15 protein-coding genes and 1 pseudogene are annotated in these 18,823 nt (G+C 76.2%); 8 read left to right on the top strand and 8 right to left on the bottom strand.

What is annotated here, in order from left to right; translation table 11 throughout:
* Positions 1-11: 11 nt before the first annotated feature.
* Positions 12-3,275: a sacsin N-terminal ATP-binding-like domain-containing protein gene (locus K304_RS0123715; protein WP_037791843.1), complete on the bottom strand. Its 3,264-nt coding sequence runs from the start codon at positions 3,273-3,275 to the stop codon at positions 12-14.
* Positions 3,276-3,465: 190 nt separating this feature from the next.
* Here K304_RS0123715 and K304_RS0123710 point away from each other — a divergent pair, with 190 nt between their 5' ends.
* Entirely contained in the window at positions 3,466-4,188 is a 723-nt protein-coding gene (locus tag K304_RS0123710) for a sulfite exporter TauE/SafE family protein (RefSeq protein WP_027765744.1), read from the top strand.
* Positions 4,189-4,254: 66 nt separating this feature from the next.
* On the opposite strand, the gene K304_RS0123705 is transcribed toward K304_RS0123710, so the two are convergent.
* The gene (locus K304_RS0123705; protein WP_027765743.1) at positions 4,255-5,151 is read right to left on the bottom strand and encodes a hypothetical protein; all 897 of its coding nucleotides are present in this window, start codon (positions 5,149-5,151) and stop codon (positions 4,255-4,257) included.
* A gap of 221 nt (positions 5,152-5,372) precedes the next feature.
* Here K304_RS0123705 and K304_RS30930 point away from each other — a divergent pair, with 221 nt between their 5' ends.
* Positions 5,373-6,848, top strand: a complete 1,476-nt coding sequence (locus K304_RS30930) for a globin domain-containing protein (RefSeq protein WP_051308759.1) — start codon at positions 5,373-5,375, stop codon at positions 6,846-6,848.
* On the opposite strand, the gene K304_RS0123695 is transcribed toward K304_RS30930, so the two are convergent.
* A complete protein-coding gene (locus tag K304_RS0123695) occupies positions 6,740-7,375 on the bottom strand; it encodes an AMIN-like domain-containing (lipo)protein (protein WP_027765742.1) in 636 nt (211 codons plus the stop codon). The two genes, K304_RS30930 and K304_RS0123695, sit on opposite strands and share 109 nt — an antisense overlap.
* Before the next feature lie 232 nt (positions 7,376-7,607).
* Entirely contained in the window at positions 7,608-8,708 is a 1,101-nt protein-coding gene (locus K304_RS30925) for a DUF3027 domain-containing protein (protein ID WP_078529590.1), read from the bottom strand.
* 487 nt (positions 8,709-9,195) lie between these two features.
* On the opposite strand from K304_RS30925, the gene K304_RS0123680 reads away from it, so the two are divergent.
* The 4 genes and pseudogenes from K304_RS0123680 (at position 9,196) to K304_RS34220 (ending at position 12,692) form a co-directional block, all read left to right on the top strand.
* Positions 9,196-10,491 carry an MFS transporter gene (locus tag K304_RS0123680; RefSeq protein ID WP_037791836.1) on the top strand — a complete coding sequence of 432 codons (1,296 nt, stop codon included), beginning with the start codon at positions 9,196-9,198 and terminating at the stop codon, positions 10,489-10,491.
* Between the two features lie 27 nt (positions 10,492-10,518).
* The gene (locus tag K304_RS33515; protein ID WP_027765740.1) at positions 10,519-11,010 is read left to right on the top strand and encodes a hypothetical protein; all 492 of its coding nucleotides are present in this window, start codon (positions 10,519-10,521) and stop codon (positions 11,008-11,010) included.
* Positions 11,007-11,789: pseudogene (locus K304_RS34225) on the top strand (futalosine hydrolase); the annotation flags it as partial. The gene K304_RS33515 and the pseudogene K304_RS34225, both read left to right, overlap by 4 nt.
* Positions 11,790-11,855: 66 nt before the next feature.
* Positions 11,856-12,692: a 1,4-dihydroxy-6-naphtoate synthase gene (locus K304_RS34220; RefSeq protein WP_027765739.1), complete on the top strand. Its 837-nt coding sequence runs from the start codon at positions 11,856-11,858 to the stop codon at positions 12,690-12,692.
* A gap of 45 nt (positions 12,693-12,737) precedes the next feature.
* On the opposite strand, the gene K304_RS0123665 is transcribed toward K304_RS34220, so the two are convergent.
* Positions 12,738-13,121, bottom strand: a complete 384-nt coding sequence (locus K304_RS0123665; protein WP_027765738.1) for a cold-shock protein — start codon at positions 13,119-13,121, stop codon at positions 12,738-12,740.
* A gap of 224 nt (positions 13,122-13,345) precedes the next feature.
* Between K304_RS0123665 and K304_RS0123660 the strand changes: the two genes are divergently transcribed.
* Positions 13,346-13,609: a hypothetical protein gene (locus tag K304_RS0123660; protein ID WP_027765737.1), complete on the top strand. Its 264-nt coding sequence runs from the start codon at positions 13,346-13,348 to the stop codon at positions 13,607-13,609.
* Between the two features lie 25 nt (positions 13,610-13,634).
* On the opposite strand, the gene K304_RS0123655 is transcribed toward K304_RS0123660, so the two are convergent.
* From K304_RS0123655 to K304_RS0123645, 3 genes are all read right to left on the bottom strand, one after another.
* Positions 13,635-14,270: a haloacid dehalogenase-like hydrolase gene (locus tag K304_RS0123655; protein ID WP_027765736.1), complete on the bottom strand. Its 636-nt coding sequence runs from the start codon at positions 14,268-14,270 to the stop codon at positions 13,635-13,637.
* A 44-nt stretch (positions 14,271-14,314) separates the two neighbouring features.
* The gene (locus tag K304_RS0123650; protein WP_027765735.1) at positions 14,315-15,352 is read right to left on the bottom strand and encodes a hypothetical protein; all 1,038 of its coding nucleotides are present in this window, start codon (positions 15,350-15,352) and stop codon (positions 14,315-14,317) included.
* A gap of 83 nt (positions 15,353-15,435) precedes the next feature.
* A complete protein-coding gene (locus tag K304_RS0123645; RefSeq protein WP_037791531.1) occupies positions 15,436-15,951 on the bottom strand; it encodes a GNAT family N-acetyltransferase in 516 nt (171 codons plus the stop codon).
* A 105-nt stretch (positions 15,952-16,056) separates the two neighbouring features.
* On the opposite strand from K304_RS0123645, the gene K304_RS0123640 reads away from it, so the two are divergent.
* Positions 16,057-18,615, top strand: coding sequence for a helicase-associated domain-containing protein (locus K304_RS0123640; protein WP_027765733.1), 2,559 nt, complete (start codon positions 16,057-16,059; stop codon positions 18,613-18,615).
* Positions 18,616-18,823 lie beyond the last annotated feature (208 nt).

Below are 18,823 nucleotides of genomic sequence, written 5' to 3'. Positions count from 1 at the left end.
GTCTGCGGCGGTCACTCGAACCAGCGGGCGCGGGCCAGTTCGCCGGCGCGGGAGGGGTCCTCCAGGAGGGCGGCGAGTTCGAAGCGGCGGGCCCAGGCGCCCGCGGCCCACGCCAGCCCCGCGGCGACGCCCTCCAGGGTGGCGGCGTGCAGGGTGCCGTCCGGTGCCAGCCGCCAGTCCACCTCGACGCCGTCGACCAGGAGTTCGTCGTGCTCCAGGTACTCCGTCGGCGCCGTCGGCAGCAGGTGCCGCACGGCCTCCGGCACGTCGCGGCGGGTGCCGGGGTCGCCGCCGGGTGTGCCGGGGACCACGTCGCCCAGCCGCCGCACGTCCAGCACCGACGCCAGGTCGGCCGCCCGCGCGGAGGGTACGGGGAGCATCGGGCGGTCGCCGAGCAGCGGCATCAGGTCGGGGGCCTCCACCACGACCGCCTCCGCCGCCGCGACCACGCGCACCGTCCCGCCCACGACCGCGCGGAGCTCCTCGGGCAGCGTGACCTCGTCCGGGTCCAGGCCGGCGAGCAGGCCGTAGAGGCCGTGCAACTGCTCGGCGGAGACGGGCAGTCCGGGGTCGGCGAGCCGCGCGAGGAGTTCCGCCGCGCCGCCCGGCTCGTCCAGCAGGGCCACGGCGGAGGTGCGAACGCCCAGGGCGCGCAGCACCTGCTCGTCGGGCGCGCCGTCACCGTCCGGCGCGACCAGCGCGGAGGCGTCGGCCTCCTCGTAGAGCCCGGCGAGGAGCCCGTCGCCGCCGGCGGCCCGCAGCCCGGCGGGCCGGCGCCCGTCCAGCACCGGGTGCCCGCGCAGCCACCACGCGGTGTACGGCCGCACGGTCTCCCGGGTGCCGTCCGGCAGCAGCACGCGGACGGGCGCGGTCAGCGCCTCCCGCAGCGGCGGCCGGGCCAGCATGGCGAGGGCCTCCGGCCAGTGGTCGTCGTCGACGAGGTCCAGGTCGCGGACGGCGACCAGTTCGGCGGCGACGGGCGGGACGGGGGTCTCGGGGAGACGGTCGAGCACGTCCTCGCACCACACGTCGACCGCGTCGAGGAGACCGGTGTCGTCGGGCGCGGCGTACTCCCCGCCGGCGTGGGCGATCTCCGGTTCGACGACCTCGTCCGGGTCCAGGACGACGTCCCCGGCGCGGACGAGGGCGAAGTCGGCGAGCACGCCGACGGCGGTGAGGGGCTGTTCGCCCCAGCGTTCGGCGAGCACGGCGTCGCAGGCGGGGAGTTCGCCGTCGCGGATGACGCGGGCGAACGCGCTGCCGGGGAGGACGAGTTCGCCTGCGGGAGCGAGTTCGCCGTCCTCGTCGGGGAGGGCGAGGGCGCCCAGCCACGGCTCGTCGCCCGGGGCCAGTCCCGCGTCGCGCACCAGTGCCAGGACGGTTTCGGCGAGTGCGTCGGCGTCCGGGGTGTCCGCGTCCTCGTCCCAGATCTCGCCCGCGTCCAGCGACCCGGCGACGGCCTCCCGCACCTGCGGTGTGGTGAGCACCGCACGCGGCGTGGCGGGGGTGGCACCGAGCTTCTCCAGCAGCGGGTGCACGGCGTCCGGGTGGGCGACCCGCAGCCCCAGCCGGGCCAGCGCGCGGTGCCGCTCCCCGGGATCGCCGGGGGCGCCGGCCGGGCCGGCGCCGTCCGCCGAGGGCATGAGCACCTGCCGCGGACCGATGACCGTACGGCCGTCGGCGAGCGGCACGGGCAGCCCGCTGAGCCGGTCCGGGTCGACGCCGGCGAGCGCGTCGTACAGGCGCCGCCACCAGGCCGGATCGCGTTCGACACCCGCGAGGCGGTCGACGGCCTCGCCGAGCGGCACGCGGCCGACCTCCAGGGCGCGCAGTTCGCTGCGCCGCTCCAGTCCGGCCGGGAGCAGCGCCGGGTACAGCTCCGCGAGGACGCGCACGGTCTCCGCACCGGCGCCCTCGATCAGCTCGGCCTCGCGCGGGCGGAGCGGGCGCGGCGCCTCGTCGGAGCCGTCGGCCGGGCCCCGGCCCGAGCGGTGCGCGAGGGCGGCCGCGCTGGGGAGGAAGGCCACGTCGGGCAGCCGTTCCAGAAGCATCCGGCGCAGCTCGCCGTCGAGTTCGCCCTTGCCGAGCGGGCCGGGCACCAGGTCGACGAGGCCGGTGCCCGCCGGGCCCCAGCCCTCCAGGAGACCGGTGTAGGTCTCGGCCGCACGGGCCAGCAGGAAGTCCGCGAGCGGGCCGGGCGCGACGTGCCGCCGGGTGGGCTCCAGCGGGAAGGACGCGACCAGCAGGGCGGGCACGCCCAGCGGTTCGTCCGTGGGCGTGGGGGCGTGCAGCACGGGTTCGGTGCGCGGACGCACGGGTGCGCCGGCGTCGTCCACCGGGATCGCCCACGTCACCGTCCACCAGGGGCGCAGCCGTTCCTCCACGGGCCGGTCCGCGAACAGGTCCGGGTCCACGCGTCCGCCCGCGGTGGACACCCGCCAGCGGGTGTGGTGGCGGACGGCGGGCGGCGTCGGCCCCTCGGTGCGCGCCGCCGGCTCCACCGCGTCGTCCACCACGACGTACGGGCCGTCGGTGCGCCGGGCCAGTGTGCGGACGCCGTCCGGGGTGTCGACGACGACCTCGGCCAGTCCGGGCAGCGCCAGCAGCAGCGCGTCGTCCACGGCGGCGAGCAGCCGTTCGGCGAGTGCCGCGGCAGCGGCGTCCCGCAGCGGCAGCACGACCGCGGTGTCGTAGCCCTCGGGGGCGCCGCCCTCGGCCGGGAGCGGCAGGCGCAGCAGCGGCACGTGGCCGTCGCGGCGCCGTACCTCGTCGGCGAGGGCCCCGGTGCGCTCTCCGGCCTCGGCGAGCGTGACGTCGCGCGCCTCGGTCAGCGACCAGCGCACGCCGCCGGCCCTGCTCAGCACGGCCGGGGCGTCGGTCACGGCGAGCACGGCGGCGAAGCCGACGCCGAACCGGCCCACGGGTTCGCCGGCGCCGGTCGGCGAGCCGTGGTCCTCGCGTTTGGCGGAGGCGCGCAGCGTGGACAGCGACTCCACGGCGGCCGCGTCGAGCCCGGCGCCGGTGTTCGCGGCGACCAGCACGTCGCCGCGCAGGGTGAAGCGGATGCGGCCGGGAACGCCGGCCCGTCCCGCCGCGTCGGCGGCGTTCTGCGCCAGCTCCACGACGAGGCGGTCGCGGTAGCCGCCGAGCGCGAGGTCCTGCTCCGCGTTGGCGTCCTCGCGGAAGCGGGCGGGGGACGCGGACCACGCGTCGAGGACGCCGCGTCGCAGGCGCAGGGTCCCGAACGGGTCCTCGCCGCCGCCCTGCCCGACCATCACCGTGCCGCCGCCGCTCACGTCGCCGCCTCCTCGCCGCAGTGGTGCGGGGCTGCGCCCGCACCGTTCCGTACGCCGTTTCACCCGGCCTGGTCCGGGTGACGGTACGGCATCCCGCCACAGACCGTGCAGACGGCACGTCCCGCACCGGCGCGGGGGCGCGGCGAGCGGAGGCGTAGGCTCGGGCGACGTGCCCGATCCGCAGTTCTTCGTCGTCGCCGGTCTCGCCGTCCTGGTGGGCGCGCTCGTGCAGAGCTGCGTCGGCCTCGGACAGGGCATGGTCGCCGCGCCGGTGCTGATCGTGGTGGAGCCCTCGCTGATGCCGGGCGGGCTGCTGGTGGCCAACGCGTCGATGGCGATGCTCACCGTCACCACGGACTGGCGGCACGTCGACTGGCGGGGCCTGGGCTGGGCCCTTCCCGCGCGGGTGGTGGGCAGCGTCGGCGGCGCGTGGGTGGTGGCCGTGCTGGAGCCGACGGTGCTGGGCGCGGCCGTCGGGGTCATGGTGCTGCTCGCGGTCGCGGCCTCGTTGTGGGGCGACGTCCGGGTGGGGATCCGCCCCGGCACCCTCGTCACGGCCGGGACGCTCTCCGGCGTCACCGGCACCGCGACGACCATCGGCGGGCCGCCGATGGCGCTCCTCTACCAGCACCAACCCGCCTCCCGCGTCCGCGCGACGCTGGGCGCGTACTTCTTCATCGGCACCGTGCTGTCGCTGGTGGTGCTCGCGGGCGCCGGAGAACTCACCGTGCCGCAGGTGCAGTCGGGCCTGCTGCTCTTCCCGTGCGTGCTCGCCGGTTTCGCGCTCGGCCGGCCCACGCGCCGGCGCTTCGGGGCCGACGGCCTGCGGACGCCGCTCCTCGCCGTCGTCTCCCTCTCCGGGATCCTGCTCCTGGGCCGCGCCCTGCTCTGAACGCCCGGTGCTCGGAACGCCCGCTGCGGTGGAACGGGCGCTTCCCCGGCGTGCGGTGAGGGGCTCTCAGAGGCAGATGATGAGCACGCAGTCGTCGGACGGTTCCGGCTCGGGGTCCGGGCTGGTGGGCGTGGGCTCCGGCGCGGGCGTGTCCGGGGCCGGCGGTTTCGTGGGGGCCGGTCCGGTGTCGCCGCCGCCCGGGGCGCTCTGTTCCGGTTGCGGCTGCTCGGGGGATTCCGTCTCGGTCCGGCTGGGCTCGGCGGAGACCGAGGGGGACGGTTCGGCCGAGGAGGACGAAGGGGACGGCGAGGGGGACGTGCTGTCCCCGGCCGTCGCGGACGGCGCGATGCGGTCGTCCTCGGGCCCGGCGGGCGTCTCGTCCCCGCCGAACGAGAAGGCGGCGACCCCCGCCAGCACGACGGCGCACAGGGCGGCGACGACCACGGCGGGTCGGCGCCTGCGGCGCGGCGGGGGTATCTCGTCCGGGTCCGGGTCCGGGTCCGGGCCATCTCCGTCACCGGCGTCACCGGCACCGTCACCGCCCGCGCGGCCGTCACCGCGGCCGTCACCGGGGCCGGGGTCGCCGGGGCCGGGGTCGCCGGGGCCGGGGTCGCCGCCCACGGTCTCGCCACCGGTCGGCGGCACGGCGGCGAGCGGAGCCGTCGGCTGTCCGTCGGGGCCGTCGGGGCCGTCGGGGCCGTCGGCGGGGTCCGGTCCGGTACGGTCGCGCGCCTCCGCTTCGCGGTCGGTCCCGCCCGGGGCCCGCTCCGGCGCCGGGACCGGATCGGGGTCCACGTTGGGCGGGGCCTCCTGGTGGAACGGCTTCGCGATGTAGGCCTCTTCGCGAGGCGTTCCGGTCGCCGGGGCGGAATCGCGGTCCGCGGGCGCGGCGGCGGGCGTCTCGCAGTTGGGGCAGGGCGCACCGGCGTCGAGACGGCGGAGGCATCCGGGGCAGTAGTTCATGACCCGTGCAGGTTAAGCCACTTTCACGCCGTCACCGAACACACGTGCCCGTGGATATTCCGGCCCCCGCCGGTGGAGGAACTGTGACGGCACCGGCAATCCGGCGGCGCCCCGGCGCCGAACGACCTAGGACTGCCCGTGTCGCGCCGACGCACCGATCGGTTCCGGCCACGGCGCGCGCACCACGAGACGGCCGGAGAACGCGTGGAGTCCGCACGGGGGTGAGGAAGATCGACGACGTCGAAAGAGTCAGAGCGAGCTTCGAGATAGCGCAGCGCCGCGCCGACCGTGTGGTGCGGTTCTTCTACGCGCATCTCTTCGGCTCCGACCCGCGGCTGCGCGGCATGTTCCCCGCCGAGATGCGCGAGCAGCACGACCGGCTGTTCGCCGCGCTGGCGCAGATCGTCACGCACCTCGACGACCCTGCGCTGCAGGCGCAGTTGGCAGCGCTGGGGCGGGACCACCGCAAGTTCGGGGTGTGCACCGCCGACTACGACACCGTGGGCCACAGCCTGATCGCCGCGATGCGCATGGGCTGTGCCTCGGTCTGGGACGACGCGACCGAGGCCGCCTGGTGGGCCGTGTACGGCCGGGCGGCCCGCACCATGCTGCACGGCGCGGCCGCGTCCATCCGGGAGCGGGAACCGGCGTGGTGGGACGCCACCGTCGTGGAACAGGGCCTGCACAACGGCCGTACGGCCGTCCTGCGGATCCGCCCCGACCAGCCCTACCCGTACCGGGCCGGGCAGTACGCGACGCTGGAGTGCCCGCAGGTGCCCCGGGTGTGGCGCCCGTACTCGCTCGCCCGCGCCCCGCGCGTCGACGGGCTGCTGGAGTTCCACGTCGCCCGGGTGCGCGGCGGATCGCTGAGCACGACGCTGTGCGATCACGTGCGCGCGGGCGACCGGCTGCGCCTCGGCGCCGCGTCCGGCACGGCGACGGCCCCCGGAGCCGACGGCGCACCGGTCACGCTGATCGCCGCCGGTACCGGCTGGGCGCCGGTGAAGGCCGTGCTGGAGGACCTGCTGCGCGCCCCGACCCCGGGCCCGCCGCGGCGGATACGGCTGGACGTGCTCGCACGCACGCCGGACGACCTGTACGACGGCGCCACGATCGACGCGCTCGCGTCCCGGCACCCTCACGTGGAGGTGACGGTATGGACGGCGCGCGCCGCCGAGGGCGCGAGCACCCTGACGCGACGCTTCCACGAGGCGCTACGGCGACGTGACGACTGGGCCGACGGGCACGTGTACCTCGCCGGGCCCACGCCGTTCGCCGCCGAACTCCGCGACCTGCTCCCGCGGTGGGGGGCGGACCCGGCTCGCCTGATCCACGACCCGCTCGCCCGGCGCGGCGGGGCGTCGGGGGCCACCCGTACCGCGCCGGCCGAGTACTTCCTCGCCGACCGCTCGGTGTCCTGGATCGATCCCGCCGCCCGCGCCCCCGTGGCCACCGGACCGGAAGAGGAAGCAGAACCGGAATCGGAACCGGGGCCCGTCACGGAGCCGGTTGCGGAGACGAAGACGGAGCCGGGGCCGGAAGATCGCGGAGACGAGCAGCCGGGCGGCAGGAGGACTCCGGAGTCCGGTCAGCCTGCGGAGGACGAAGCGGAAGGCGAGCCGGAGGGCGAACCGGAAGGCGAGGCGCGGTGGGCGACCTCGACGGTGACGGAGTCGCCCTTCACCTCCACCCGGTAGCCCGCGGGACCCTCGCCCTCGGAGTCGAGTCCGAGACCGACGATCATCTCGCCCTCGAAGACGCCGGTCGCGCGCACCTCGCGGACGGTGTCGGTGGTGTCCGCACGCACGGCGGGATCCTGCCGCGCGACGCCGACGAAGACCAGCACCAGTTTGTGCTCGCCCTTCAGGTCGATCGTCCTGCCGCGGCCGGGCTCGCGCAGTGCGTCCATGTACTCGGCGAAGACCTGGGAGACGCCGCCGTCGAAGGTGAACCGCACGCGGTCGTAGGCCGGAAGCCGGGTCACCTTCACGGAGGAGAGCTTCGCGGCACCGCCGGCGTCGCCCTGCTCCCCCGCCTCGACGGTTCTCGGCGTGACGTCCGCGGGTGCGGCGGACGGCGGGGCCGAGGACTTCCCGGCAGACGGAGCGGCTTCACCTCCGGGGGTGGAACGGCCGGAGCCGTCCTCCACCGTGCCCTGACCGCAGCCCGAGGTGAGCAGCGCGGACGCGACGGCGAAGGCGACGAGGGCGAGACGACGTTTCATGGGGCGCTCCAGTGCCGTAGGTGTCGACGGGACGACGATCGTCTTCCGGCGCCGCCCGCGACGGCCCCGGCCGCCACCGGTGTCGCGGCGGATTCATCCACGCGGGTACCCGGCTCGAACAGCGCAGCGAACCGTCCGCCCGGCGCCCGGCAAACATCCGCGCGCCCCTACGCCCGCCGTGTCCGCTGCGTTCGCGGTGTCCCCCGTGTCCGCCGTGCCGCTCTCGGCGGCCTCAGCGGGCGGCGGCGCGACGGCGGCCGCGGCCGTTCCGGGAGCCTCTGCCGCTCTTCCCCGCCTGCTTGCCGCTTGCGCCGTCCGCCGTGCCGTTCCGACCGGACGTCCCGCTCTCGTCCGCCGTGCCGCCGTCGCCGTTCCCGCCGCTGCGGTCGGCGCGACCGGTCTCTCCCGGTTCGGTCTCCGTGGCGCCGCCCGCGGGCCCGGCGGCCCGGTCGTGCAGGTCGAAGGCGTCGGCGCGGGTCTCGTCGACGACCGGGGGCGGCGGCTGGGGCGGCTTCGGCATGACCGCGGCCTCGGAGTGGCCGCCGCAGCCGTAGGACAGGGACACCACCTGGCCGTCGGCGGGGCTGTACTCGTTGGCGCAGACGCCGAACGCCTGCCGCAGCGAGCCCGCCAGCGGCACCAGGAAGCCGCAGGAGAGGCAATTCGCGGGCGCCGCCTGCGCCATGGGGGTGCGGGGGCCGTGCGACTCCTCCCAGCGGTCGGCCGCGGTGTGCAGGCCGTAGCGGGAGAGGACGCGGGCGCGTGCCATGCCCAGTTCCTGCGCGACGGCGTTGATGCCCGCCCGGGTGGGCAGCGGCTGCGCGGGGACCGCGGCCGCCCCGGCGCCCTGGGACCCTGGCTCCTCCGCGTTCCCGTCCTCGTCGCGACCGGACGCCTCCTCCGCGACGGGCGAGTTGGGCGGCGGTGCGTCCTCGCCGGAGAAGCCGGGCTCCAGCCGCAGGTCCTCGCTCTCGGTGGGCAGCAGGTCGCCGGGGCCGAGGTCGCCAGGACGGAGCCGTTCGCTCCAGGGCAACCACGTGGGGGCGAGCACCGAGTCGGGTCCGGGCAGCAGGACCGTCTCGTCAAGGGTCACGACGCGGGCGCGCGACGCGCGGGCGACGGTCGTGGCCCAGCGCCAGCCCCGGTAGCCGGGTTTGCGGCACTCGAAGAGGTGCGTCACCACCCGGTCGTCGTCCGCGACGGCTTCGAGCCACTCCCCGATCTCGTCGGCCGGGGCCACCTCCTCGACGGCCCCGCGCGCCAGGGCGACGGCCTCGGCGCAGAGCCGGTCGGGCGTACGCGTCGTACGGCGGCGTCGCGTGCCGGCGCTCATGCTGCACTCACAAGAATCGTCTCCCACGCCGAAGCGCCGTCGTAGTCGTTGGCGGGCGCTGGCCGTGCGGCCGGGCGGGGCGGGGGAAGCGGACGGAGCGGAACCTGTGGCCGCTGCGACGTCCGCGCCCACACTCGAGGCCGTGCGGGGCGCACCGTTTCATCCACGCTACCCCAACACGCCCGCCGCGACTCCGAGCGGGCCCCCGGGCGCCCCGGGCCGTCGCCGGCGCGGACCCGGTCCGGGCCGCACGCGCGTCGCACCCGGGGCACGCCCAATCCGCCGCAACGCGGTAGCCGCCGACATCTGGGGCACACTGAACGTCGTGGCTGCCGACGAGGCGTATCAGGAGACACCGCCCGCGGTCCGCCCGATTCCGTCGCGCGCCGAGAGCGAGGGGACCGGTCCGGACCGGGCGGGCACCGGACGATGGCTGGGCGAGAACGCCGAGCGGCCGGAGAAGGTCCGGCCCGGGCGCGCCGCCCGGATGGCACGCGCCGCGGGGCGTCCACCGGCGGCGCTGGCCCGCCGTATCCGGCGTGCCACGCACGCGCAGGGGGCGGGCGAGTCGGGGCTGGGCAAGCTGATCGAGCTGCACGCGGTGAACTCCGCGGGCGACATGCTCATCACCATCGCGCTGGCATCGACGATCTTCTTCTCCGTGCCGACGGGCGAGGCGCGCGGCCGGGTGGCGCTCTACCTGCTGGTGACGATGGCGCCGTTCGCGCTGCTGGCACCGGTCATCGGTCCCCTGCTGGACCGCATCCCGCACGGCCGCCGGTTCGCGATGGCGGGCGCGATGCTGGCGCGCGCACTGCTGGCGATCACCATGGCGGGCGCGGTGGCCGGCGGCGGCCTGGAGCTGTACCCGGCGGCGCTGGGCGTACTGGTGTCGTCCAAGGCGTACAACGTGGTGCGTTCGGCCGTGGTGCCACGGCTGCTGCCGCCGCGCTACCCCCTGGTCAAGGCCAACTCCCGGGTGACGCTGGCCGGTCTGCTGGCGACGGGGGCGGCGGCGCCGATCGGCGCCGGCCTGCATCAGCTCGGCCCCTCGTATCCCCTGTACGGGGCGATGGTGCTGTTCGTGCTGGGCACCTTCCTGTCGTTCTCGCTCGCGCCGAAGGTCGACTCGGCGAAGGGCGAGCGGAAGGCGTTCCTCGCGGGTGAGAGCGTGCACCGGCGCCGGCCGGGGCTGCGCACGGTCGGCGTGTCGGTGCGCAGCGGGCTGGTGGCGAACTCGTGCGTACGGGCGCTGTCCGGCTTCCTGATCTTCTTCCTGGCCTTCCTGCTGCGCGAGGAGCCGATGTCGGGGATGAGCGCGTCGGTGTCGCTGGGCCTGGTCGCCGTGGCGGCGGGCGGGGGCAACGCGCTGGGCACGGCCATCGGCGCCTGGCTCAAGGAACGTGCCCCCGAGATGATCATCACCACGGTGCTGTTGTGCGCGCTGGGCGCCACGGTCGTGGCCGCGGCCCTGTACAGCACGGTGATGGTGGCGGTGGTGGCCGCGACGGCCGGCATCGTGCAGGCGCTGGGCAAGTTGTCGCTGGACGCGCTGATCCAGCGCGACGTGCCGGAACAGGTGCGCACCTCCGCGTTCGCCCGGTCCGAGACGCTGATGCAGATGTCCTGGGTGGTCGGCGGCGCGATCGGCATCTCGCTGCCGCTGAACGGCACCCTCGGCATGGCCGTCGGCGCCGCGTTGATCGCCGTGGGCACGCTCACCGCCGGGCGCGGCCTGCTGTCCTCGACCCGGCGCGGGTCCCCGCACCCCCGCGTGGCCTGAAAGCGACCGCCGGGTAGATTGCCCCACATGAGCTATGCCTTCTCCGTCTCGCGGCGCGGCCTGCGCACCGCCGCCGCCCTGGGCGCCGCCACCCTCGGCCTCCTCGTCACGACGGCCTGCGAGAAGCCGACGCCGCTGATGACGGTCACGGTCGGGAGCGAGACCGTGACGACCGAGGCCGCCTGCTACGCCGAGGACGGCAAGGCACTGTCGCGCGACGAGGGCTTCGCCTGCCTGAAGCAGAAGCCGGACGCGACCATCGGCGTCCGCCAGGGCGACCGGGTGCACGTCGGCGTCGAGCCGGAGATGGCGGACGCGGGCTGGGTCGTCTTCGCCAACCAGCGGCCCATGTCGGCCGAGGAGCTGACGAGCACGTACCAGACGTTCGACGCCGAGCAGTGGTTCCAGCCGCAGCCCGGCCAGGGCTCGGCCCCCGACGAGGTGACGCTCAGCGTCGCCACCCTCGGCGAGGACGAACTCGAGGGCGTCTGGAACATCAAGGTCACGCGCGAGAAGTGACGGTGACCGCCGAGGTGTCCGCTCCCCTTTCCCCCGCCGCCGGCCCGCTGCGCGTCCTGGTCGCCACCGCCGTCGCGGCGGAGCGCGACGCCGTGACGGCCGGATTCGACGCCCCGGACGAGACCGGCACACCCCACGAGACGGGCACCCGGCACGACGTGAGCACCCTGCCCGGCGGGTACGCGCTGCACCGCGTGCACCCGGCCGCCGCACCCGGCGGACGCGGCCCGGCCGTGGACGTACTGGCCGCGGGAGTGGGCCCCGCGGCGGCCGCCGCCGGTGCGGCGAGCGCACTCACCGCCGCGGCCCTCGCCGGCGAGCCGTACGACCTGGTGGTGTCCGCCGGGATCGGCGGCGGCTTCGCCGGGCAGGTGACGGTGGGCGACACCGTGGTGGCCACCGAGATCGTCGCCGCCGACCTGGGCGCCGAGACCGCAGACGGCTTCACCTCCGTCACCGACCTCGGGTTCGGCCGCGTCGTGCACACGCCGCCGCCCGCGCTCGTGCGCGCCCTCGCCGACGCCGCGGGCGCGGTCACCGGGCCGGTGCTCACCGCCTCGACGGTCACCGGCACCGCCGCACGCGCCGGCGAACTGGCCGCCCGGCACACCGGAGCCGTGGTGGAGGCCATGGAGGGCTTCGGCGTCGCCGAGGCCGCCGCCGCACACGACCTGCCGGTGCTGGAGCTGCGCACCGTCTCCAACCCGGTCGGTCCCCGGGACCGCGACGCCTGGCGCATCCCGGAGGCGCTGCGTGCGCTGACCGCCGCCTTCCGGGCGGCGGCACCCGTCCTCGGCGCCTGGCCGGACGGCCCGGAGACGCACAAGGCGGAGGCGCCGGTGCGGATCACGTACTCGCCCTGCCCCAACGACACGTTCGTCTTCGACGCCTGGGCGCACGGCCGCGTCCCCGGCGCCCCCGAACTCGACGTGACGTTCGCCGACATCGACGTCACCAACGCCCTGGCCGTGCGCGGCGAGGGCGACGTGCTCAAGGTCTCCTACGCGGTGCTGCCGTGGGTGCTGGAGGAGTACGCGCTGCTGCCGTGCGGCGGAGCGCTGGGCCGGGGCTGCGGGCCGCTGGTCCTCTCCCGCACGGCCGACGCCGGCGGCTCCTCGCTCACCGGCGCCACGGTCGCGGTGCCGAGCGAACGGTCCACCGCCTACCTGCTGTTCCGGCTGTGGGCCGCCGACGCCGTGCCGGGCGGCGTCGGCGAGATCGTGGTGCTGCCGTTCCACGAGATCATGCCCGCCGTGCGCGACGGCCGCGTCGACGCCGGTCTGGTCATCCACGAGGCCCGCTTCACCTACGGCTCCTACGGCCTGCACTGCGTCGCCGACCTGGGCGAGCACTGGGAGCACACCACCGGACTGCCCATCCCGCTGGGCGCGATCATCGCCCGCCGCTCGCTGGGCACGGAACGGCTGCGCGCCCTCGCGGAGGCGGCGCGGACCTCCGTACGGATGGCGTGGGACGACCCGGAAGCCTCCCGGCCGTACGTGCGCGAGCACGCGCAGGAGATGGATACGGCGGTCGCCGACCAGCACATCGGCCTGTACGTCAACGAGTACACCGCGGACCTGGGCGAGTCCGGCTACGCCGCCGTGCGCGGGCTGCTCACCCGCGCGGCGGCCGAAGGACTGGTCCCGCCCATCCCGGCGGACGCGCTGCGCTTCCCCTGACCCGCGCGGGTCCCCGCGTGCACGCGGGGACGGGGCGCAGGCCGGTCAGACGTCCAGCTGGTCGGCGACGTGCCGCAGCATGCCCGCGATCTTCCCGCCGTGTGCCTTGTCGGGGTACCGGCCGCGCTCCAGCGACTGCGAGACGCCGTCCAGCAGCGTGGTGAGGTCCTGCACGATGCCCGCCAGCTCGTCCGGCTTCCGTCGCTGCGCCGCCGCGACGGACGGCGTCGGGTCGAGCAGGGACACCGACAGCGCCTGGTCGCCGCGCTGCCCGGCGACGACGCCGAACTCGACGCGCTGACCGGGCCGCAACACGTCCACCCCGTCCGGCAGCACGGACGAGTGGACGAAGACGTCACCGCCGTCGTCGCGGGAGAGGAAGCCGAAGCCCTTGTCACCGTTGAACCATTTGACCTTGCCGGTAGGCACGTCCGTCTCGTCCTCGTCACTCGTTCGCGCAGCCGGACGGGTCGTCCGGCTGCGCGATGGTCTGCTGATCGTGGTCGCTCGTGCTGGGGCCACAGCACTGGAGCAGTCGAGCGGGCCCTCCGGCCCGCCTTCCCCCAGGCTAGTGCTCCACGGCGGGGTGGCAAGACGACCCCGGGCGCCTCCTCGCCTCCTCGGTCGCCTGTCCACGGATCTACCCTGAGCGGGTGAACACTGAAACTCCCCGAGCCGGAGACGCGCTGGTACGGACCGGTGGCGTCGTCTTCCTCGTCGGCGCCGTCGCCACCCTGGTGACCGTCGCGCCGCTGTTCCTCGGCACCGAGCCCTTCCCGGCCCCGGCGTACTTCGTCTGCATGCTCATGGGCGTCGGCTTCGCCCTGGCCGGGGCGGGCGTCCTCCGCTCCGCCGCCGCCCAGCGCCGCGCCGCCCGCGCCTCCACGGCCGGAGGCCCGCCCCCCGCACGGGGCTGAGCAGACGCCGGGCACGGCCCGGGCCTCAGGACGCCCGGCGGCCCCCGGCCACGTACCGCGCGAGCCAGCCGGGAAAGTCGGGGAGCCCACCGTCCAGCACGACGTCGGCGCCGGCCTCGCGCAGCGCGTGCGCCCCGCACGGCCCCGTCGGCACCGTCACGGCCAGCGCTCCCGCCGCACGTGCGCCCCGCACGTCCCCCGTGTGGTCGCCGACGTACACCTGCGCCCCGTAGGCGCGCAGCGCCTCCGCCTTCGCCTCGGCCCACAGCCACCCGACCACCGCGTCCGGCTCCAGCCCCAGATGCTCCAGGTGCAGCTTCGCGTTCGGCTCGTGCTTCGCCGTGACGACGACCGTGCGGCCGCCCGCGTCCCGCACCGCGTCCAGCGCCTCGCGGGCACCGGGCAGGGCGAGGGCCGGGGTGATCGCGTACGCCGGGTACAGCTCGCGGTAGCGCTCACCGGTCTCGGCGATCCGCTCGGCCGGGAACCAGTGGGCCAGCTCCTGTTCCAGCGGCGGCCCCAGGCGTGACACCGCCAGCTCGGCGTCGATGTGCACGCCCGTCTCGGCCGACAGCGCCTCGTAGGCGGCCCTGATGCCCGGCCGCGAGTCGATCAGGGTCATGTCCAGGTCGAATCCGACCGTCAGCGGGTGGGAGGCCATGCCCGCCATTCTGCCGGGGCCCCGAACCCGCCCGACCGGCGCCCTCAGGCCGAGCGCCTGCGCGCCCGCCACAGCAGGAACAGCGCGGACGCCACCGCCGCCACGCGCAGTGCCACCGGCCACGACTCCTCCATCGCCTGCTGCATCGCGTCCCCGCCGGACGGCAGCGGCGGCCCCCAGCGGCCGTCCTGCCGTCCCCACAGCCACACGAGCCCGCCCACGGCGGTGAGTCCCGGCACGCCGAGCGCGGCCCCCTTGGCCTCGCTCCGGGTCAGCCGCGGCGACCAGTACGCGGCCAGCCAGCCCAGCCCGAGCGGCACCAGAGAACCCAGCACCGCGCCGGCCACCAGCAGCCCGGCGGCGACGAGTTCGACGACTCCGCCCGCGGCCGGGCCCGCCGCCCGCTTCCGGCGCCCCGCGAGCAGGGCGCCGAGCAGCGGCGCTCCCCCTGCCGGAGCGGCGTCGGCCACCACGGGGGCGGCGGGCGCCTGCGGCGGCGCGGCCGGGGCACCGTCCTTCCCGTCCTCGGGCGGGCGCTGGAACACCTCGGGCAGCTCGATGCCGCCACTGAACGCGTCCGGGATGTCGAACCGCGGATCGCGGGCCCCGGGCAGTCCCGACCGGGCCGCTCCGCCCGACGTGGGGCCGCTCCGCCACCAGTCAGGGTCGGTCTCCTGGGGGCCGAGTTCGTCCATGCCGGCCATGTGCGGCGGCGACGCGCCACGCGACGGCGGCGGCCCGGACCCGGTGTCCTCCTTCCTCATCTGCGGAAGGAGGGGCAGCCTGCGGCCGCGCGGCCGGTCCTGGTCCGCGTCGTCCGCAGGGCCGGTCTTCCGCAGCGAGACGGTCTCGCCGCCGAGCGCCGCGGAGACGACCTCCTCCGGCTTCCCGAGCCGGTCCAGCACCTTCCGTACGGCGGCCTTGCCGTCACCGGCGCCGGGTACGGCACGCATCCGTTCGATCTCGGTACGCAGCCCGCCGACCAGCCGTGCCCGGTCGGCCGCGGTCATCGACGTTCCGTGCGCGAGGTCGCCGACCCGGCTCAGATAGTCGAAGACCAGCTGCTCGCTCTCGATCCCCACCGCTGCCTCAACACCCGCCTCGCCGCCCGGAGATGTCCGATCACCGCAGACGGTACCGCGTCGCGCCGGGGCGCGTCCGCAGGTCAGTCGGCAGTGCGGGTCAGGTGGCGGGTGGTACCGCCGTTCTCCTCCGCGACGTCGCGGACATGCCGGAAACCGATCCGCTCCAGCAGCGCGAGCGACCCGGTGTTCGCGGCGTCGACCGTGGCGTGCACCTCGCTCAGCCCCAGCGTGCGGAAGCCGTATGCGACCACCGCCCCGGCCAGCTCGGTGCCCAGGCCCGCGCCCCACCGGTCGGGGTGCAGGGCGTAGACGATCTCGTGGCCGTCCACGTCGTCGGTGCGCTTGATCTCCGCGTGCCCGACCAGGCGCCCGCCCTCCCGCACCCCCCACACGTCGAACCTCCGCGCCGGATAGACGTGCGTGAAGATCCGCCGGAACAGCGCCCGGTCCTCCGCCTCGCTCTGCGGGCCGTCCCCCATCCAGCGCGACACCCGCGCGTCCTGGAACAGTGTGACGAAGTCGTCCTCGTCGGCGGGCGTGTACGAGGTGAGGAGCAGCCGCCGCGTGCGCAGCTCCGGGCTCGGGTCGTCGGGCATGGACGCGAACCTAGAGCGCCCCTCCCGCCCCCCACAACGTGTTTTCCCCCGGCCCGGCGCCACGAAGCACGGGGTCCCGCCGACACCCCCGCTACCGTAGGACGGATGAGTCAGGAGCAGCAGCCCGCCGCCGCGGCGCCGTCCCGCACGCTCGCCGACGACCTGCGCGGCCGGGACGACGCGGCGCTGGCCGCGCTGCTGCGCACCCGCCCCGACCTGCTCTCCCCCGTCCCCGGCGACCTCACCCAGCTCGCCACCCGCGCCGGTACCCGCGCGTCCGTCGTCCGGGCCGTCGAGCGGCTGGACCGGTTCGCGCTGCAGGTGGCCGAGGCGCTGGCGGCCGGTCCGGACCCGTGCGGCTACGAGGAACTGCGCGGCCTGCTGACCGGCGTCGACGGCGAGGAGGCGGCCGCCGTCGACCGGCAGCTGCCCCGGGCGCTCGCGCTGCTGCGCGACCGCGCCCTGCTGTGGGGCGACGACGACCGGCTCCGGCTGCTCCGGACGGCCCGCGTGATCCTCGCTCCCCCGCCCCCCGCGGTCTCCCCCACCGGGCTGGGCCCCCCGCTCGCCGAGGCCACCGCCGGCATCTCGCCCGGCCGCATGCAGGACCTCCTCACCGCGAACGGCCTCCCCGCCACGCACGACCCGGTCAGCGCGCTCACCGAGCTGGCCACGCTGTTCACCGACCGGGAGCGCATGACGGCTCTGCTCGCCGAGCACGTGCCGGAGGACAGCGCGGAGGTGCTGTCCCGCCTGGTGTGGGGGCCGCCGTACGGGACGGTCGACCACCGGGCGCCGACCCCGCCCGTGGCCCGGCTGCTGCACCACGGCCTGCTGCTGCCGAGCGGGGACCGTACGGTCGTGCTCCCCCGCGAGGTCGCGCTGCACCTGCGCGGCGGCCGGGCCCACCGGTCACCGGAACCGGAGCCTCCGCGGCTTGTCGCCCGGCGCGAACACCCCCCGCGCACGGTGGACGCCACAGCCGCCGGCCAGGCCCTCACCGCGCTGTCCACCGTCGAGGAGCTGTGCGGCGGCTGGGAGACCGACCCGCCGGGCGTGCTGCGCGCGGGCGGCCTCGGCGTCCGCGAACTCAAACGCACCGCCGTCGCCCTCGACCTTCCCGAACCGACCGCCGCCTTCTGGATCGAACTGGCCCTCGGCGCCGGGCTGCTGGCCTCCGACGGCGCCGTGGACGAGACGTACGCACCCACCCCCGCGTACGACGACTGGCTGCGTGCCGCTCCCGGCGAGCGCTGGACCCGGCTCGCCCGCGCCTGGCTGACCGGCACGCGCGTCGCCGGACTGGTCGGCGAGCGGGACCCGAAGGGCCGCAGCCTCGCCGCCCTCGGTCCCGGCCTCGACCGGGGCCCCGCCCCGGACGTACGGCACCGGGTGCTGTCCCTGCTGGCCTCGGAGGCCCCCGGCACCTCGCCGGACCCGGAATCCGTGGTCGCACGGGTCACCTGGGAGCGCCCGCTGCGCGCCGCCGCGACGACCGGCGGCAGCCAGCGCCCCCGGGCCCGTGCGGCGGCGCCCCCCGACGCCCCGGACGGCGACGGCACCGCACTCCGCACGCGTCTGGTCCGCTGGACCCTCGACGAAGCCGAACTCCTCGGCCTCACCGGCCGCGGCGCCCTCGCGTCCTACGCCCGCCCCCTCACCTCCCCGGACGCGGACACCTGGGGACCGTCCCTCACCGCCCGGGAACTCACCACCGCCCTCGCCGAGGCCGCCTCCGGGCTCGCGCCGCTTCTTCCCGAGCCGCTGGACCACGTACTGCTCCAGGCGGACCTGACCGCCGTGGCCCCCGGCCCGCTGGAACGCGAACTCTCCCTGGCCCTCGGCGTCCTGGCGGACGTGGAGTCCAAGGGCGGCGCCACCGTGTACCGCTTCACCCCCGCCTCGGTGCGCCGAGGACTGGACGCGGGCCGCAGCGCGTCCGAGATCCACGCCTTCCTCGCCGCCCACTCCCGCACACCGGTGCCACAGCCGCTGTCCTACCTGGTGGACGACGTGGCCCGACGGCACGGACGGCTCCGCGTCGGCGCCGCCTCCGCGTACCTGCGCTGCGACGACGAGACGCTGCTCGCCGAGATCCTCGCCGACCGGCGCTCCGCCCCGATCCGGCTCCGGCTGCTGGCCCCGACCGTCGCCGCGACCACCCTCCCGCCCGACCAACTCCTCGCCCGCCTGCGGGACATGGGCTACGCTCCGGCCGCGGAGTCGGCGGAGGGCGACGTACTGCTCGCCCGGCCGGATGCACACCGCACGCCGCCGCGCAGCGCACCGGACCCGGTACCGGACGGCCCGCCCGTGCCGGACGGCGCCCTGCTGACGGCCGCCGTCCGCGCCATCCGCGCCGGCGACCACGCGGCGACGGCGGCCCACAAGCCGCGGATCCCGGCCGCGGCCGCCCGCCCGCGCGACGGCGAGCCGCCGCGCACGACCTCCGCCGACACCATCGCCACGATGCAGTCCGCGGTACTCACCGGTTCCGCGCTGTGGATCGGCTACGTCAACGCCGACGGCGCCGCCAGCCAGCGCGTGATCGCACCGGTCCGGGTCGAGGGCGGCTTCGTCACCGCCTACGACCACACCGCCGACCAGGTGCGCACCTATCCCCTGCACCGCATCACCGGCGTCGCCGAACTCGCCGACGACTAGACCGCGTCGATCCCGCACACCGGCGGACACTCCGCCTCACGCACGACCCGGACCGGTGCGGGGGCACGACGTGAGGGGGCGTGGGTGGAGGGCAGGGGCGATGCGCCCGGAAACACTTGCCCGCGATGTGTGGGCCGCGAAATACAAGTCGTGCCCACCGTTCACCGAGAACGCGGCCCGTAAATCATGGGTTTCCGGGTCGTCGGCC

Source organism: Streptomyces sp. CNS606, assembly GCF_000426325.1.
Note: the sequence above shows the minus strand (reverse complement) of the source record. Positions and strands in the feature narration are given on the sequence as shown.

What these genes read in the sequence shown, in the direction of transcription:
- K304_RS0123655 (WP_027765736.1), bottom strand. Translation starts at nt 14,270, where the DNA reads ATGGCCTCCCACCCGCTGACGGTCGGATTCGACCTGGACATGACCCTG.
- K304_RS30925 (WP_078529590.1), bottom strand. Translation starts at nt 8,708, where the DNA reads ATGAGCGCCGGCACGCGACGCCGCCGTACGACGCGTACGCCCGACCGG.
- K304_RS0123645 (WP_037791531.1), bottom strand. Translation starts at nt 15,951, where the DNA reads ATGCCCGACGACCCGAGCCCGGAGCTGCGCACGCGGCGGCTGCTCCTC.
- K304_RS0123640 (WP_027765733.1), top strand. Translation starts at nt 16,057, where the DNA reads ATGAGTCAGGAGCAGCAGCCCGCCGCCGCGGCGCCGTCCCGCACGCTC.
- K304_RS33515 (WP_027765740.1), top strand. Translation starts at nt 10,519, where the DNA reads ATGAGCTATGCCTTCTCCGTCTCGCGGCGCGGCCTGCGCACCGCCGCC.
- K304_RS0123715 (WP_037791843.1), bottom strand. Translation starts at nt 3,275, where the DNA reads ATGGTCGGGCAGGGCGGCGGCGAGGACCCGTTCGGGACCCTGCGCCTG.
- K304_RS0123705 (WP_027765743.1), bottom strand. Translation starts at nt 5,151, where the DNA reads ATGAACTACTGCCCCGGATGCCTCCGCCGTCTCGACGCCGGTGCGCCC.
- K304_RS0123695 (WP_027765742.1), bottom strand. Translation starts at nt 7,375, where the DNA reads ATGAAACGTCGTCTCGCCCTCGTCGCCTTCGCCGTCGCGTCCGCGCTG.
- K304_RS0123680 (WP_037791836.1), top strand. Translation starts at nt 9,196, where the DNA reads ATGGCACGCGCCGCGGGGCGTCCACCGGCGGCGCTGGCCCGCCGTATC.